General features: G+C 62.8%; 11 protein-coding genes and 1 tRNA gene. 4 read left to right on the top strand and 8 right to left on the bottom strand.

Annotation, left to right across the window (positions count from 1 at the left end; genetic code table 11):
- Positions 1-31: 31 nt before the first annotated feature.
- On the bottom strand, positions 32-526 hold the full coding sequence (locus FG486_RS11505) for an NAD(P)H-dependent oxidoreductase (protein ID WP_066281094.1): 495 nt from the start codon (positions 524-526) through the stop codon (positions 32-34).
- Positions 527-617: 91 nt separating this feature from the next.
- Here FG486_RS11505 and recJ point away from each other — a divergent pair, with 91 nt between their 5' ends.
- Both recJ and FG486_RS11495 read left to right on the top strand, forming a co-directional pair.
- Positions 618-2,402, top strand: coding sequence for a single-stranded-DNA-specific exonuclease RecJ (gene recJ, locus FG486_RS11500; RefSeq protein ID WP_181267578.1), 1,785 nt, complete (start codon positions 618-620; stop codon positions 2,400-2,402).
- A gap of 74 nt (positions 2,403-2,476) precedes the next feature.
- Positions 2,477-2,551: transfer RNA gene (locus FG486_RS11495), tRNA-Glu, on the top strand.
- A 104-nt stretch (positions 2,552-2,655) separates the two neighbouring features.
- On the opposite strand, the gene FG486_RS11490 is transcribed toward FG486_RS11495, so the two are convergent.
- The 7 genes from FG486_RS11490 to FG486_RS11460 form a co-directional block, all read right to left on the bottom strand.
- Positions 2,656-3,321, bottom strand: coding sequence for a hypothetical protein (locus FG486_RS11490; RefSeq protein WP_181267577.1), 666 nt, complete (start codon positions 3,319-3,321; stop codon positions 2,656-2,658).
- A 6-nt stretch (positions 3,322-3,327) separates the two neighbouring features.
- Positions 3,328-3,666, bottom strand: coding sequence for a hypothetical protein (locus FG486_RS11485; protein ID WP_181267576.1), 339 nt, complete (start codon positions 3,664-3,666; stop codon positions 3,328-3,330).
- Between the two features lie 20 nt (positions 3,667-3,686).
- A complete protein-coding gene (locus tag FG486_RS11480; protein WP_181267575.1) occupies positions 3,687-6,950 on the bottom strand; it encodes a type ISP restriction/modification enzyme in 3,264 nt (1,087 codons plus the stop codon).
- 112 nt (positions 6,951-7,062) lie between these two features.
- Positions 7,063-7,545: a rolling circle replication-associated protein gene (locus FG486_RS11475; RefSeq protein ID WP_181267574.1), complete on the bottom strand. Its 483-nt coding sequence runs from the start codon at positions 7,543-7,545 to the stop codon at positions 7,063-7,065.
- Positions 7,546-7,842: 297 nt separating this feature from the next.
- Complete coding sequence (locus tag FG486_RS18405) at positions 7,843-8,010, bottom strand: helix-turn-helix transcriptional regulator (RefSeq protein ID WP_181267573.1); 168 nt, start codon at positions 8,008-8,010, stop codon at positions 7,843-7,845.
- 93 nt (positions 8,011-8,103) lie between these two features.
- Positions 8,104-8,748, bottom strand: a complete 645-nt coding sequence (locus FG486_RS11465) for a hypothetical protein (RefSeq protein ID WP_181267572.1) — start codon at positions 8,746-8,748, stop codon at positions 8,104-8,106.
- A gap of 10 nt (positions 8,749-8,758) precedes the next feature.
- Positions 8,759-10,033: a tyrosine-type recombinase/integrase gene (locus tag FG486_RS11460; protein WP_181267571.1), complete on the bottom strand. Its 1,275-nt coding sequence runs from the start codon at positions 10,031-10,033 to the stop codon at positions 8,759-8,761.
- Between the two features lie 583 nt (positions 10,034-10,616).
- Between FG486_RS11460 and FG486_RS11455 the strand changes: the two genes are divergently transcribed.
- Positions 10,617-13,808 carry a WD40/YVTN/BNR-like repeat-containing protein gene (locus FG486_RS11455; protein ID WP_241695700.1) on the top strand — a complete coding sequence of 1,064 codons (3,192 nt, stop codon included), beginning with the start codon at positions 10,617-10,619 and terminating at the stop codon, positions 13,806-13,808.
- The gene (locus FG486_RS11450; RefSeq protein WP_181267570.1) at positions 13,805-15,751 is read left to right on the top strand and encodes a TonB-dependent receptor plug domain-containing protein; all 1,947 of its coding nucleotides are present in this window, start codon (positions 13,805-13,807) and stop codon (positions 15,749-15,751) included. Before FG486_RS11455 ends, FG486_RS11450 begins: the two co-directional genes overlap by 4 nt.
- The last annotated feature ends 76 nt before the right edge of the window (positions 15,752-15,827 follow it).

Here is a 15,827-nt window from a genome sequence, read left to right as displayed (position 1 = left end):
CAAATCTCGTTTCAGATGCAAACACTTAAGCTCAGAAAATGCCCATGGCCAGCCCCGCCCCGAACATCGCGCCCAATTCGCTGCAGGGGGCGAGCGCGGCCGCGTCCGGATGCTTGGGCGCAGCAATGGCCTCGGGCGTTTGCGCGTGTGTGCAGACGATCAGGCTCTCGGCGATGCGCTTCAATCGCCAGCCGGTAGCGATCCGCTCGATCTGCCGCACCGCCCCTGCCCCGTCCGATCCCGCCGCCACCGTCGCCGCATAGGGCCGCCCCTCGATCCGCCCCAGCAGCGGGTAATAGCAGCGATCGAAGAACTCCTTCATCGCCCCGGTCATGCTGGCGAGATTCTCGGGGCAGACGAAAATATAGCCCGAAGCGGCAATCAGGTCGGCGGCCTCTGCTTCCTCCGCCGCCACCAGCTGCACCGTACATTCGTTACGCGCAGCGGCAGCTGCCGCTTCCGCCATCACCTTGGAAGCGCCGGTGCGGCTGTGCCAGATGATCAACAGGATCGGCTGCTCTGTCATTCTGCCTTGATAGTGCCCAGCCTCCCGCAATCCAGTCCTTTCGACCCAGCACACCCTCGCCAAGCGGAATCGCGCTCGCTAGAGAGGGACCATGGCCACGCTCTACCCCGATCCCGTTCTCGGCATCACCCGATCGCTCACCGGCCAGCCCTGGCACTGGCGCGGTGCCGAGGGCGACCGGCGCGAGGCGGACCTGCAGCCCGACGACCTGGTGTCGCTGCTGCTGCTGAGCCGCGGCGTGCCGCGCGACGATCTGGAGCGGCATCGCGCACCCACGATCCGCGGCTTCATGCCCGATCCATCGATCTTCCGCGACATGGACAATGCCGCCGACCGCCTCGCCCAGGCGGTGATCGCGCGCGAGAAGGTCACCATCTATGGTGATTATGACGTCGACGGCGCGACCAGCGCGGCGCTGCTGATCCGGCTGCTGCGCGATCTGGGCCTGGACGCCGGCGCCTATATCCCCGACCGGCTGATGGAAGGCTATGGCCCCTCGGGCGCGGCGCTCACCAAACTCGCTCAGGACGGGTCGACATTGATCGTCACCGTCGATTGCGGCGCGATGGCCTATGAGGCGCTGCAGATGGCGCACGAGGCAGGCGTCGACGTCGTCGTGGTCGATCACCACAAATGCGCCGCCGAGCTGCCGCGCGCCTTTGCCCTCGTCAATCCCAACCGACTCGACGAAGAGGACGAGGCGGCAGCGCACGGGCATCTCGCCGCTGTCGGCGTCGCCTTCCTGCTCGCCGCCGCTGTGGTCCGCACGCTGCGCGCGCAAGGCTTTTTCGCCAGCCGCACCGAGCCCGCGCTGATGGAACTGCTCGATCTGGTAGCCTTGGGCACCGTCGCCGATGTCGCGCAATTGAAGGGCCTCAACCGCGCATTCGTCGCGCAGGGGCTGAAGATCATGGGGCGCAGGCGCAATATCGGCATGGCGGCGCTGATCGAGGCCAGCCGGCTGACCCGCGCCCCGGTCTGCTCGGACCTGGGCTTTGCACTGGGTCCGCGAATCAACGCGGGCGGGCGCGTCGGATCGGCGGACTTGGGCGTGCGGCTGCTGACCACGCAGGACGAGAGCGAAGCGCGCGCCATCGCCGCCGAACTGTCGCGCCTCAACGACGAGCGCCGCGCGATCGAGGCGATGGTGCAGGAAGAGGCCGAAGCTTTGCTCTCTGCGCAGCACAACCGCGCGGTCGCGGTGCTCGCGGGCCGCGCCTGGCATCCCGGCGTCATCGGCATCGTCGCCGGGCGGATCAAGGAAAAGACGAATCGCCCCTCGCTGGTCATCGCGCTCGACGAGTCGGGCATCGGCAAGGGATCTGGTCGCTCGATCCCCGGCGTCGATCTGGGCGCGGCGATCATCGCGGCCAAGGATGCAGGGCTGCTCGTTGCGGGCGGCGGCCATGCCATGGCGGCAGGGCTGACGATCAACGCCGACCTGCTCGACCGATTCGGCGAGTTTCTGGAAGATCGGCTCGCCGCCCCGGTCGCCGCTGCCTCGGGCGCGGCGCGGCTGCTGGTCGATGCGCTGGTCGCGCCGCGCGGGCTCACCCCCGATCTGGTCGAGCGCATGGAGGCGGCGGGTCCCTATGGCATGGGCTGGCCTGCGCCGCGCCTCGCCACCGGGCCGGTGCGAATCGTGCGCTGCGACGTCGTCGGCACCACGCATGTCCGCGCGATCGCAGCGGGCGATGACGGCGCATCGTTCAAGGCGATGGCATTTCGCAGCGTCGATACCCCGCTCGGCCAGGCTTTGCTCGGCGCCCCGCGCGACCGGCGTTTCTGGCTCGCGGGCCGCGTGAAGATCGACAGCTGGAACGGCAATCACGCCACCGAAATGCATGTCGACGACCTCGCTCCGGTCGATTTATGAAAAAGCGAAAAAACCGGAAACGGGCGCTTGACTGCCCCCGATCAACTGCTTAGAGGGGCGCTTCCCGCACAGATGGCCCCTTCGTCTAGCGGTTAGGACGCGGCCCTTTCACGGCTGAAACACGGGTTCGATTCCCGTAGGGGTCACCACTTTTCAATGACTTAGGTCATTTGCGGTGATTTTTCCCTAATGGTTCCCTAATAAGCGGTTTTTTTGCCGCGCCCATTAGCGTGTAAAAATCTGGAAGATTCGCTCACCATCCAGGTGCGTTGCCCAGCTTCAGAAACAGGCTCGCCATCGTCGCGGCGCAGGCATCATCCAGCTCGAAATAGCGTTCCCAATGCCGATCATAGGTGCGCCGCCACATGCCCTTCGGACGCGGTGCCAGTCCCGCTTCCCAGCCTTGCGTCCCGCCCAGCTTCTTTTGCAGGCGGAACAGGGCGTCAAACGGCTTGTCGCGCTCGCTGGAACGTTGCGAGCGATAGCCCAGCCGCCAGGCCTGCCGCGATGCGAACAGCTCGCCGCCGGGCGGCACGAACAACTTGCCGACACGCTGGCCGGTCCTGGGGCAGTGCATCCACCAACGCCGCCCACCGTAATTGGGGCGGGTGCAAGATAGCCCGATGCGCTGCGCATGATCGCGGCTGGCCCCGGTCGAACGCTGGCTGACGGTAAAGCGCAGCTCCAGCCACGCATCCTCCAGTTCGCGCATATCGCAGGTGTAACGGATGTCGCCGCTGGGTTGATCCCCGCATGACCAGGACAGCCCGCCCTGCCGATACTCGCCCGGCACCGCGCGCCCGGTGCGGATCATCCAGGCCAGATCGATGAACAGGCAGCTTTCCGCCACCGGTCTACCGTTCTGCCGCCCTGATCCGTAACCGCCCATGCTGGTGTTATAGCAGGGCAACACGGCCAAGCAAAATCAGTAATCCGCGTTTTCCTCGGCATAGGCACGGCAACCTTCGACAAAGCTCCAACTGTTGCCACCGCAGCTATCAGGATCGGTTATCCCGTTGTCCGATGCCCAATTGTAACCCGCCTCATGCCCGCTGCAATCAACGGTGCAGCCAGATCCGGCATAGCTTCCCTGTTCGCCATCCAGCGCATCGCGGCGCTCGTCATATTCGTCATAGGTTTCCCCAGCCACGACCTCGCCAGTCTCCCCGTAGCTGGAGTCGCTTTCCGCCTCGCCCTCATATTCCGCAGCTTCACTTTCGGCATCTTCCGACGCCGCCCCGCAAGCGGTCAAAGCCAGCATCATGACTGCTGCAATAGCTGGTCTCATGCCTCTATCTCCCCCGGTGGCATTTCGATGGTCTGCATGATGCGGTGAGTTTCACCCAAAATCTTGATGATGCGCTGGTAATGCCGGATGTCATCCCAAGACAGGACGCGCCCCTTGCGGTCTTTCAGCCACTTTTGCGCAGGCTGATAGCCGCCAATCTGGAAATTCCAGGCGATGCCAGACACCCCTTCGAAATGCTGCCCCTCCAGCCCCTTGCCGTTGATATAGACCCGCCCTGTCTCGAAGCGCGGCTTGTCCACCATGCAGTCCTGCCCGTCCGGAGCAGCGCCCTGAAAGGGGAACGGGGTTTCACCGATGGCGGCATTCTCCATCAGGTGAAGGCGACGCAGCTTCTCGCCCTTTTCGCTGATCACGCGGAACACTTCCGGCGAAGGCGGCAACGGAAAGCGCGGGAAATCGATTTTCAGAAATTCGGCATAGGTTTCACGATAGGCAGGCGAGTGCAGCACGCCATAGATGTAGTCGAAAACCTTGACCTCATCAGGCCGCGCATCGCCGGTTGCTGTGCGAAAAGCCCCGCTTTCAACCATGGCCCTATCGGGCGCTGCCGCCTTACCGGTTAGACCAGCCGCCGCGCGGAATTTGGCATAGAGCTTAGGGTCGAAGTTGACGCGCATCGACTGGTCCAGGTCTTGCTCGTCCGGGTATATATAGAGGGGGAATACGGCGGACTGGGTGCTGCTTTCGGCGCACTTGGTTTCCATCATGTGCTGAGTTATAAAAAAATGGTCAGGTGTGGGGTTCTTGTTACTTCTTGCAGTTGCTAGACCGATATTCTCACCAAGCACAAAATTTCGCATGATCTTTTCAACTGGCCATCCAACAAAACCCCTCGAACGACCGGTGAAATAGATAAAGCGCTGGTCAAATGGTCGATATGAAATCGGTTTAATTTTATCGGTCGATGGGGCGTTGCTAAGGTCGTCGATTGCCCATTCGTACTGCCAGTCGCGGACATCGTCCGGCAGATTGTATTTCGAGCGCACCCAAGCTTCAGGCCGGGTGAGCATGTCTTTGACGGCTTGCCAAACCCCTTCCTTTTCTCGATGGATAGTAAGATTATCGCGTTTGGTAACAACCCCAGTGCCTCCGATTGGAAAAAGGTCTGGGACACTGTGCCAAAGCGAATAGTTGCGCTCCAAGCCTTCATCGCGATGCACAAATGAGAAAAAGGGTGATCGAGGGCGTACGTTAGTCTGCGAGCAATGGCCCGGAGTTCCATCCCACAATACTGCATACTTGCCCTCTCTAGCGCCCCAAAGGTCGCCATGTAGCACTTGGGCTAGAGGTTTCGGCGCCTTGCTATTGCGCGCCCTCTTGATAGCGATAACGATTGCGACGCCTTGTTGGATGTCGAACACGTTTCTGTCCGCCGAACCGTCTGGGGCGACTTCCTTCTTTTTCGAATTGCCGTGCAGGTCGAGCACGTAAATCCGATCGAAGCTGTCCAAAAGGTGCCAGCGCATCCCACGAAACGTTGGGTTATCAAGATAACCGTGGTTAGTGATGTAACCCAGCACGCCCTCGCCGGTCTGATCAATCATGTGCTGGGCGAACCGGATGAATTTTACGTAATCGTCATTGATCCATTTCGGGTTGCGTTCTTTCAGGCGCTGTTTACCGCCGGGTTCCTGCTTGTAATCTTCCATAAGGCCCATGATCCAAGGCCCCTTGTTCGCGCTCTCGCCCGAGTAGGGCGGGTTGCCGACCACGCACATGATCGGGGTTTGACGCTTGATGTCGCTCGCGGCTTTGGCTTCCTCTGCAATGGCACGTGACAGCCCAAACAGCGTCTGTTCCACCCGTTCGCCTTCCTCCAGGGAGTTGGTAAGATAAACCCCCAGGCGAGGCGGGTTGGTGGATGGCTTATAGCCCAGTCCCGTCAGAATCATGTCGAGCTTCATATGGCACATGGCATAGCTGGCCATCAGCAGCTCAAACCCGTGAATGCGCGGGATCAGGTCACTTTCGACATATTGCGACCACTGGCCAGGCGCGACGCCCTTCACCCGCTCTGCCACCAGCTTGACCACCTCGGCCAGGAAGGTACCAGTTCCGGTTGCAGGGTCCAGAACCTGTACCCGGTGCACTTCGCGCTTGATGGTCGCTGGCTTGCCTGTTTTCGGGTCGTTCTGGCCAGTGTCCCAGTCGATGGTGACGCGGCTGGTATCGGCCAGGCCATCGGCCAGCCCGAATTCGGTTTTCAGCACCTCATCGACCGCCCGGACGATGAAGTTGACCACCGGCTCGGGCGTGTACCAGACCCCCCGCGCCTTGCGCTTGGCGGGGTTATATTCGGCCAGGAAGTTCTCATAGAAGTGCAGGAACGGGTCCTGCCTTGCCGTCACCTTGCCGAAATGGCGCAGGACCTCGCCCATGTCGGTCGCCAGGAACACTGCGCACAGATCATCGACCACGCGGCGCAGGCGGTCGTCCAAGTTAGGCCCGGCGATGTAGATGAACAGTTCGCGCAGGAAAGGATTGGATTTGGGCAACAGCTCCAGCGCCTCGGCACGGTTGAAGCTGGCCGGGGTTTCATCATGCAGGCGCGCCGCGAACAGGCCATAGGCGATGGTCTCGGCATAGATGTCGGCGAATTCCTCTACCGTGATGTCGTGTATCAGGTTGGACTTGAACGCTTCATATTGGCCGATCAGGTCGGTTGGCGGTGCGCCGCCGTCCTTTGCCTTGAAATCTGCCACTAGGGCGCGGCCCATGATGTCCTTGATGAGCGACGCCTTGCCCGCCATCAGTTCGGCCAGCCGCTTCGATGACGTTACGCTTAGCGGGGTGACAGTGGCAAAATTGGCAAGCAAGGCTTGCAGGGTGGCAAAGGCTTCCGGCTTGGCAGGCAGGCCGGGCGCAAGGTCCGCGATGGCGACGAAATCGACCACCTCGCCTTCGCGGATGAATTCGAAGTCCAGCCCGTTGGTGTAGATCAGATTGGGCAGGCCCTTGCGGTATCGGTCTTTCTGCGCCTTGCTGTAGTCGTTCGCCGCGAATTTGCGGACGTCCTTTCCGATGTCCTTTGCCTCGCACCAGCCGATGGAAACCGCCCCACGCTGGAAAACGAAATCGGGCGCGCCCACGTCAACAGTGCGACGGGGTTCATTGATGACAGTCAGGCCAGGATCGATCGACTCGAACAAGCGCGCCAGGGCTGGCCGGAAACTGTGTTCCGTCGTCTGCCCGCCCTGATAGAGCTTGCGAACCTCGTTCAAATAACCCTGAATATCCATGCGAACGGCCAGCCTCCAAGCAATTGCCCATGGCTTAGCCCGATGCTGCACCGCTCGCCAGATTTTCCTAAATCATCAGTCAACTTGGGGCTAATGCGCTCTATTTTAGTGGTCAGCCCGGCTTTCGCAGCCATTGGGCCTCGGCGGCACGCTTGCCATGGACAGTGCAATATTGCCCCCACGGCTTGTCCCCCCAGCCCTGAATGCCAAGCACCGCCTCCAGTTCGGGCGGCGCGGCCTTCATCATGTAATGCAGCTTGGTGCGGAGATTCGCCCAATACAGGTCCGGTTCGCTGTAAGCGCTGCTTGCCCCCCTGATCGGCTTGGTATCGATGACGCCCTTGATATAGGCCCCAGGCAGGATGTCCTTCGCCCAGCGCAGCGGCATTGGTGCGAACAGCGGGGCGAGTTCTGGCGGCACGTGCAACAGCATATGCGCATGCGCTCCATAGCCCTGCCCGTATTCCTGCACCCAGGCCCAGCCCAGCCGATAGCCGTGCCGTCGCATCCAATCCCGCGCCCGCTTGATGAATTCGCCGGTCGCGGTGCAGCAATCGCGCGCATCGACCCCGCCCTTTTGCCAATGGGCAGTCATCCAGCGGTTGAACGGCTGGCCATGGTTATAAGCCCTGTCCGCTGCTGCCAGCAGATCGCGGCATTGCTGTTCGTCCAGCCGATCACTGGTGCGGTCTCTGAAGTTGCGAGCACCACCGCGGGGGAACAATGGCCGGTATGGTGGCAGGATGTCCAATTCGGCACGCCTATAATAGGGCTCATTAGGCAAAGCGGCATAAGCAATTGATTCACCACGATTTCAGCGGCCAAGGACTGAAATGCAAGGAAACAAACGGGTACATTCGCGCGCCAGTTTCAAAGGAACGCCTGGGGACGCTTACGCCCCCAGACTATCTAGCCAGCCCTTCAGGTCCGACGCCCTGATCCGAGTGGCGCGGCCAACCTTTACGAAGGGCAATCGGGATGCAAGATTTTCGCGGTAGACGGTCGAGCGACCGATGCCTGCGATGTCGCAAACCTGCTTGATGGTATAAAGTCGGTCCATGATGATGCACCCTGGTGATTGTCGGTGCACCCTGAATAAGTCTATCCGGCAACTGTCGGAAGGTGACTTAATCGCGGTCATTTTGGGCATGAATCAATCGTCGCTGATTTCATCACTATTTGATGGAAGCCGGGTAGCGGTCAGAAACCCAATTTTGCTCTGCGGTTTAGCAGCTGCATCTGACAGGTCGTTTTCGAGCATCGCTATCGGCAAAGTCATGTCCGGTTCGCCAAGCAAATCTCGATACCGCAGCAGCATCCCGCGCGCCCTATCGGCCAAGTCGGTCATCATGAGACCCCAGTTCGGAATTTCACCCAGCGCAGCGACAGCACGCAGATATTCGGCAACAGGGCGATGGTACTCGGCATGCTGGACAGCGTGGATCAAGATGAACCGCAACCGTTTGTCTGCGAGCTTCTGCATTACCCGGCGATGCGTTGAAACCGGACTTTGTCCAGGCGTCCGTTCTGACACATATTTTGCTAGCTGGTAATTGGTCCGTATTTCCATCGGATCTCGGCCATCGAGCCAATCTATTGCATCCATCGCCAAAAATTCAGAGAGTATAGGCCAGTCGTTTTCAGGCTTACGACCAGGTTTTTTCTTGGTATTACGTTTCACACTATCACGCACGGCATCAACCCCGTGCTGGTCAACCAGCCGCTTAATTTGATTGTCTAGGCTGTCGCGGTATCCCGCTAGCAATGCATTTAATATAGGGGGTTTTGAATCACTCAATTTGCTTCCCCTATTCAGCAATTCTCACCACTTTGCTGTTTTCGGCTTGCACAATGCCAAGCCCAGCGACAGCCTGCCGCACGGTATCGGCAACATAGGATTTTGACAAATGGGCGTAGTGCCGCCGAGTGATGCGTTCGTCGCTGTGCCCAAGAGCCTCTGCAATCACGGCCATGGGCACGCCCCGCAATGCCAGCCGCGCGCCATAGGTTCGGCGCAGATCGTGAAACCCGGCGGGATCAATCCGCGCCTTCTTGCAGGCCGCAGCCAGCGGGCGCGCCTGCTGCGACGCCCCCCATCGCTTACCATCCGGGCGCGGGAAAATCAGGTCGCCAGTCTTCTTGCCGATGGCCGCGCTCTCGAACAAGGCAAAGCCTTCATCCTCCAGATAGACGGCCCTTGCAGTTCCCGACTTGGTTTCGCGCAACCAAACCGTTTGGGCTTGTCGGTCAAAATCCCGGACCTCCAGCCCCGTCAGTTCGGAATACCGTGCCCCCGTCAGCAGCGCTGCCTTCACCATCGAACGGAACGCGGGATCGCAGGCATTGACCAGGCGGCGCGCTTCATCATCGCTCAGATAGCGCAACCGGGGCGTTTCCGCCTTGGGAAATGGTTTGACGCGCCGCCAAGCATCATCGCTGCCCACTTTGCTGTTTCCATAGGCAACGTTCAGCGCGGCCTTCAGAATAGTCAGGATGCGGTTTGCACTCGAACGGCGGCGGCGGCGCGCTTCCTCGGTGTCTGGCGTCTGGCGATAATTCTGATCCGCGCCTTTGGCCGTGCGCAACCTAGCAGGTGCATCAGCCAAGGCGCGGTGCCAGTCGGCAATAATGTCTTTTGTCAGCTTGGCGATAACGTGGTGCCCCATTTGCGGGCGGACAATCGCTTCGATCCGGCGACGGGTGTTTGCAGAGTCCTTGCCAGTGAACCCGGCCATGTAGTCGTCGAGGGCATCACTTACGGTATATGGCCCGGACCTGCGCCCACCGCTGCGCTCTAGGCTGGCAAACCACGCCCTGGCGGCAGCTTGCGCCTGCTTGAAATCCAGGATTGTCTCGCCATTGGCATCTGCCACGTCATCGGCCTGCGCCAGGGTCCTTTCCTGATAATTTTCAGTGGTGCCCGCGCGCCGATATCGTGCCACCCATTTGCTGACCCGCGCCCCGCGATAATAGCCTAGGTGCTCGCCCTCATTCAGGGTCATCCAATGCGGTTTCTTGCTGATCGCCAGCCGCAACCGCTGTTCCCGCTTAGCCAGCTTCGCATCCTGCACCACGCGCGCCATGTTGTGCCCTTTCCCAGACTTCCCCAACGCTTCCCTAATATCCATTGGGGATCATGCTGGAGCAACTAGGCACTTCATAGCGCCAAAACCCACGAATATCTAACGTTTTCCGGCGTTTCAGAAAGGTTCTGGAAATCCCGGAAATCGGCTTGTTTACGCCCTTTCACGGCTGAAACACGGGTTCGATTCCCGTAGGGGTCACCACGGATGCTTTGTGATAGCATACCGGACGGTGCCAGCGATGATGGATCGCTCAGGTTTTCCCGATATATTGACTCCACACTGGGCTGACCGCAAGCCGTTGTATTCGCAATAGTCCGATCGTGTTCGCGCTCGGCGATGCTTGCTGCCCAATCATTCCTGCCTGGATTCGCTGCAATCGCCCCTCCCCCGGAAATGCCGGCGCGATCGCTGCGAAAAGCCGCTCGACCAGCGTTCGCCTGCCCTGTGTGATCGGTCGCCTCAAGCCTGTGAGTTTGCTTGATTTTCCCCGTGCGCCAACCGATGGTGGTTCCAACGGAAACAATCTGGAATCGGCTGCCGCCGGGTCGCGGATCCTATCAGACAGGAAGAGGGGGCGTAGATGAAGCTCAGACACAAATGGATCGGGCTGGCGATGTGCTGGCTGCCCGCCAGCGCCGTGCTGGCGCAGGACGCGAACGAGCTCGACAAGGCCAAGGAGGCCGCCGATGCGCCGTTGCCCGAGGACGAGCAGGCCTATTTCACCTCGCTGACCTGGCGCAATATCGGCCCCGATCGCGGCGGCCGCTCGATCTCCGCCACCGGCAGCGCGGCGCGCCCGCATGAATATTATTTCACCGCCGTGGGCGGCGGCCTGTGGAAGACGACGGATAGCGGCCAGAGCTGGAAGCCGGTCACCGACGGCCAGCTCGATACCGCCGCAGTCGGCGGGGTCGCGGTGTGCGAGGCCAATCCCGATATCCTGTACCTGACCACCGGCGAGACGCAGCTGCGCGGCAACATCCTGCCCGGCAATGGCGTGTGGAAATCGGTCGACGCGGGCAAGACCTGGGCGAAGACCGGGCTTGCCGATGTCCAGAATTTCGCGCGGGTGCGGATCGATCCGGCCAATTGCGACACCGCGTTCGTCGCGGGCTTCGGCCATTATGGCGAGGCCAATGCCGAGCGCGGCGTGTTCAAGACCACCGACGGCGGCAAGAGCTGGCGCAAGGTGCTGTTCCGCGACGCCAAGACCGGCGCGGTCGACATCTCGATCGATCCGAAGAACCCGCGCAACATCTATGCTGCGCTCTGGGAGGCGTGGCGCAAGCCCTGGGGCATGAGCTCGGGCGGTCCCGGCAGCGGGCTGTTCCACAGCACCGATGGCGGCGAGACGTGGAAGGAACTGACCCGCGCGCCGGGGCTGCCGCAAACGGGGCTGATCGGGAAGATCGGGGTCAGCGTCTCGCCGGTCGATGCAAATCGCGTCTACGCCATTGTCGAGCATGCCGAGGAAGGCGGCCTGTTCGTCTCCGACGATGCCGGGGCGAGCTGGCGGCGCAGCAACGACAGCCGCGACCTGCGCCAGCGCGCCTTCTATTATTCGCGCTTGCTCGCCGATCCGGTCGAGAAGGACCGGGTCTACATCCTCAACGTCGACTTCTTCCGCTCGGACGACGCGGGCGCGACGCTCAAGAAGATCAAGGTGCCGCATGGCGACAACCACGATCTTTGGATCGATCCCGCAAACAACCAGCGGATGATCCAGGCCAATGACGGCGGCGCGAATGTCAGCGTCAATGGCGGCGAAAGCTGGACGCGGCAGAACTACCCGACCGCGCAGATGTACCGCGTCTCGGTGAGCAGCCATTTCCCCTATTTCGTCTGCGGCGGCCAGCAGGACAATTCGACCATCTGCGTCCCCTCGCGCGACTGGAAGCATGTCAACGTGCTCGGCGGCGGCCAGTACGGCTTTGCCGCAGGCGGCGGCGAGAGCGGCTATGTCACCAACGATCCGCTCAATCCGGAGATTTTCTACGCGGGCAGCTATGGCGGCACGCTCGACCGCTATGACCGCGCCACCGGCCAGGCGCGCGCGATCAACGTGCTGCCCGACAATCCGATGGGCTATTCAGCGGGCGAGATTGCCGAGCGGTTCCAGTGGACCTTCCCGATCGTGTTCGATCCGCACGATCCCAAGAGCCTCTATGTCACCTCGCAGCATGTCTGGCGCAGCCGCAACGAGGGGCAGAGCTGGGAGAAGATCAGCCCCGACCTGACGCTGGCCGATCCCAAGACGCTCGGCCCCTCGGGCGGACCGATCACGCGCGACCAGACCGGCGTCGAGACCTATGCCACCGTATTTGCGCTCGCCCCGTCGCGGCGCGAGCGCGGGCTGATCTGGGCTGGGTCGGACGATGGCCTGGTGCATGTGACGCGCGATGGCGGCGGCAAATGGTCCAACGTCACGCCCAAGACGCTGCCGCGCTATGTGAAGATCACGACGGTCGAGGATTCGCCACATTCCGACGGCACCGCCTATATGACCGGCCATCGCTTCCTGCTGAACGACTTCAAGCCCTATGTGCTGAAGACCACCGACTATGGCCGGACCTGGACCTCGATCGCTGGGGGCCTGCCTGCCGACGAGATGGCGCGCAGCATCCGCGAGGACATCGTTCGCCCCGGCCTGCTCTATCTCGGCACCGAACGCGGCGTCTGGGTATCGTTCAACGGCGGCAAGGACTGGCGCAAGCTACAGCGCAACCTGCCGGCGGTTCAGGTCTCGGACCTCGCCGTCACCGCCAACGATCTGGTGATCGCGACGCATGGCCGATCGTTCTGGGTGCTCGACAATATCGGCGTGCTGCGCCAGCTCGAAAGCGGCGCGCCGCGTACCGAGCGGCTGTTCGCCCCCGCCGCTGCGGTGCGCGAGGTCGATGAAGGCGTGGCGATCGATTATTTCCTGCCCACCCGCCCCAAGACGCTGGCGCTCGACATTCTCGGCCCCGATGGCGCGCTGATCCAGAGCTTTGCCGGCAATCCGGTCGAGCCCAAGAAGGACGAAAAGAAGGACGACGAGGACAACGATCCGTTCAAGCCCAAGCCCAAGCCGACCACGACGATGAAGCCCGGCCTCAACCGGTTCGTGTGGAAGATGCGCTACCCGGGCTTTACCGATTTCCCCGGCATGATCCTGTGGACCAGTCGCAACGGCGGCATCACGGCGGCACCGGGCCGCTATCAGGCGCGCCTGACCGTCGACGGCAAGAGCTTCACCCAGCCGTTCGAGATCCGCACCGACCCGCGCCTGACCAATGTCACCCAGGCGGACCTGGTCGCGCGGTTCGATTTCGCCAACCGCGTCAGCAGCCGCGTCAGCCAGGCGAACGAGGCGGTGCTGCTGATCCGCGGCATCAAGGAGCAGACCGCAGCAGCGGCGGGCAATGCCTCGGCCAATGCCGCGCTACGCACATCCCTAGGCGCGTTTGATGCGAAACTCAGCGCGATCGAGGGTGAGCTCTATCAGGTGCGCAACCGTTCGCGTCAGGACCCGCTCAACTATCCGATCAAGCTCAACGACAAGCTCGCCGGGCTGATCGGCGTTGCGGAGAGCGCCGAGGCGCGCCCGACCGATCAGAGCGAAGCGGTGTTCGCGACGCTTTCGGCCGAGCTCGACCGGCAGCTGGCGGCACTCGAAGCGGCGATCGGCAGCGATATGCCGAAGCTCAACGCCCAATTGAGCGCGGCGGGCATCGCGGAGATCGTGCGCAGGCCGCTGGCCGTGCCGGCGGCCGATCCGGCAGCCGAATGAACAAACGCTACCTGGCGGCTGCTCTTGGCTTCCCCGCCGCACTGACGAGCGGAACGGCGGCAGCCGAAACCAGGCTGCCACCGATCATCGTCACTGCGCCTGCCCAGGCCGGGCGGGTGCTGCCGCCGCAGACCGTGGTCACGCAGGACGAGCTGGTCGATCGCCAGCCGCGCAGCCTTGCCGATGTGCTGCGCGGCGTCGCAGGGGTGACCGTACGCGCCAATTCGCGCGGCGAGACGGTGGCGCGCATTCGCGGCGCGGAAGAACGCCAGACGCAGGTGTTTCTCGACGGCGCACCGCTTGCCGTGCCGTGGGATGGGCGGGTTGATCTGGGGCTGCTGCCCGCCGGGCTGATCGGCGATGTCCGCATTACCAAGGGCGCCGCGCCGATCGAATATGGCACCAATACCGTCGCGGGCGTGGTTGATTTCCAGACTCGGCAGAGCGCGCAGGGCAGCTTCGCGCATGCCGAAGCGGGCAGCCTGGGATCGGGCAGCGCATCGGTGGTGCTGGCCGAACGGATTGGTGCGGTCGAGGCGACGCTGGCGGCGGGCGGGATCACCCGCGATGCCGAACCGCTCGCCGGGCCCCTGCCCTTCAGCCAGGCCTCGCGCAGCCGGCGTACCAACAGCGATCTCGACGCCGCCAGCTTCTTCGCGGCGCTTGGAACCGAACAGGGCGATCTTCGCCTGCGTGCATCGGTGCTGCACCTTGCGGCAGAACGCGGCATCGCGCCCGAATCCGACCGACCGGCCGAGGCGGGAACGCGCTTCTGGCGCTATCCCGATATCGCGCTGACCCAGGCCACGCTGAACCTCGGCCTGACGCTCGCCGACCATGCCGAATTCAGGGCGACGGCCTGGCATCAGGATTTCAGCCAGCGCATCGCACAATATCGCAGCGTCAGCTATGCCGCGCTGCGCCGCACGCAGGACGATGACGACAGCACCACCGGCGGGCGGATAAGGCTGGCGCACCGGCTGGGGCCGCTCGACCTTCGCTGGGCGGCATCGGCGCAGTCGAGCACGCACCGGCAGGTCGAGACCGATTTCCCCTCGGGCATCGCAGGCCCCCGGCTCAGATATCGGCAGAATCTCTACAGCGCAGGCGTGGAGGCGGACGCGCAGCTCGCCCAGGGCATCCGCGCGACGCTGGGCGCAGCCTATGATGCGGTCGACAATCCGCTGACCGGCGACAAGCCTCGCCAGCCCTCGCTCGGCGCCGGCGCCTTTTCCTCGGCGCTGCAGTTCGATCTGGGCAGCGGCGCGGCGCTGACCTTCAGCGGCGGCAGGCGGACGCGCTTTCCGACCGCGCGCGAGCTGTTCGGCGAAGCGCTCGGCCGCTTTGCGATCAATCCCGATCTGCGGCCCGAACAGGCCTGGCTCGCCGATGTCGAACTGCGGCTGACGCGCACCGGCTTTGCGCTGACGCTCAACCCGTTCCTGATCCGATCGGAAAACACCCTGGCGCAGCGCGTGGTTGCCGATGGTCGCCGTCAGCGGTTCAACCTTTCCGGCGCGACCAGCTTCGGCATCGACGCCAGGCTGGCGCATGACCTGACCGAAACGCTGCGGCTCGAGCTGTCGGGCACCGCGCTCAGCGCACGCGCCGATGCGGGCAGCGCACCCATCCGCCGGCTGCCGCAACGGCCCTCGTACGAAGCGCTGGCGGTGCTCGACTGGAACGTTTCCGGCAGGTTCGATCTGCGCGCCGAGCTGCGCGCGATCGGCAAGGCGATCGATCTCGATGCTGCAGGCCAGCGGGTCGAACTGCCCGCGGCTGCGGAAATCGCATTGCGCGCAGCCATCCCGATTGCGCGCATGGGCGCACGCGACCTCGTGCTCACCTTCGCCGTCGACAATCTGACCGATGCGCAGATCTTCCCGCAGGCAGGCCTGCCCTCGCCCGGCAGGCTGTGGCGCATCGGGCTGCGGTTCGACTAGAGGCCATGCAGCCAGGGCAGCGGGCATTGAGGGCCTCCACAGATACCGGACACCGCATGGCCGGCGTCGCCCATGG

This window comes from Blastomonas ursincola, from assembly GCF_013607875.1.
GTDB lineage: Bacteria > Pseudomonadota > Alphaproteobacteria > Sphingomonadales > Sphingomonadaceae > Blastomonas > Blastomonas ursincola.
The sequence above is the reverse complement of the archived record's forward strand: the minus strand, read 5'-3'. Positions and strand labels throughout refer to the sequence as shown.

Excerpts from the sequence above, each read along its gene's own strand:
- FG486_RS11505 (WP_066281094.1), bottom strand. The coding sequence starts at position 526 with ATGACAGAGCAGCCGATCCTGTTGATCATCTGGCACAGCCGCACCGGC.
- recJ (WP_181267578.1), top strand. The coding sequence starts at position 618 with ATGGCCACGCTCTACCCCGATCCCGTTCTCGGCATCACCCGATCGCTC.
- FG486_RS11485 (WP_181267576.1), bottom strand. The coding sequence starts at position 3,666 with ATGATGCTGGCTTTGACCGCTTGCGGGGCGGCGTCGGAAGATGCCGAA.
- FG486_RS11480 (WP_181267575.1), bottom strand. The coding sequence starts at position 6,950 with ATGGATATTCAGGGTTATTTGAACGAGGTTCGCAAGCTCTATCAGGGC.
- FG486_RS11475 (WP_181267574.1), bottom strand. The coding sequence starts at position 7,545 with ATGACTGCCCATTGGCAAAAGGGCGGGGTCGATGCGCGCGATTGCTGC.
- FG486_RS18405 (WP_181267573.1), bottom strand. The coding sequence starts at position 8,010 with ATGGACCGACTTTATACCATCAAGCAGGTTTGCGACATCGCAGGCATC.
- FG486_RS11460 (WP_181267571.1), bottom strand. The coding sequence starts at position 10,033 with ATGGCGCGCGTGGTGCAGGATGCGAAGCTGGCTAAGCGGGAACAGCGG.
- FG486_RS11455 (WP_241695700.1), top strand. The coding sequence starts at position 10,617 with ATGAAGCTCAGACACAAATGGATCGGGCTGGCGATGTGCTGGCTGCCC.
- FG486_RS11450 (WP_181267570.1), top strand. The coding sequence starts at position 13,805 with ATGAACAAACGCTACCTGGCGGCTGCTCTTGGCTTCCCCGCCGCACTG.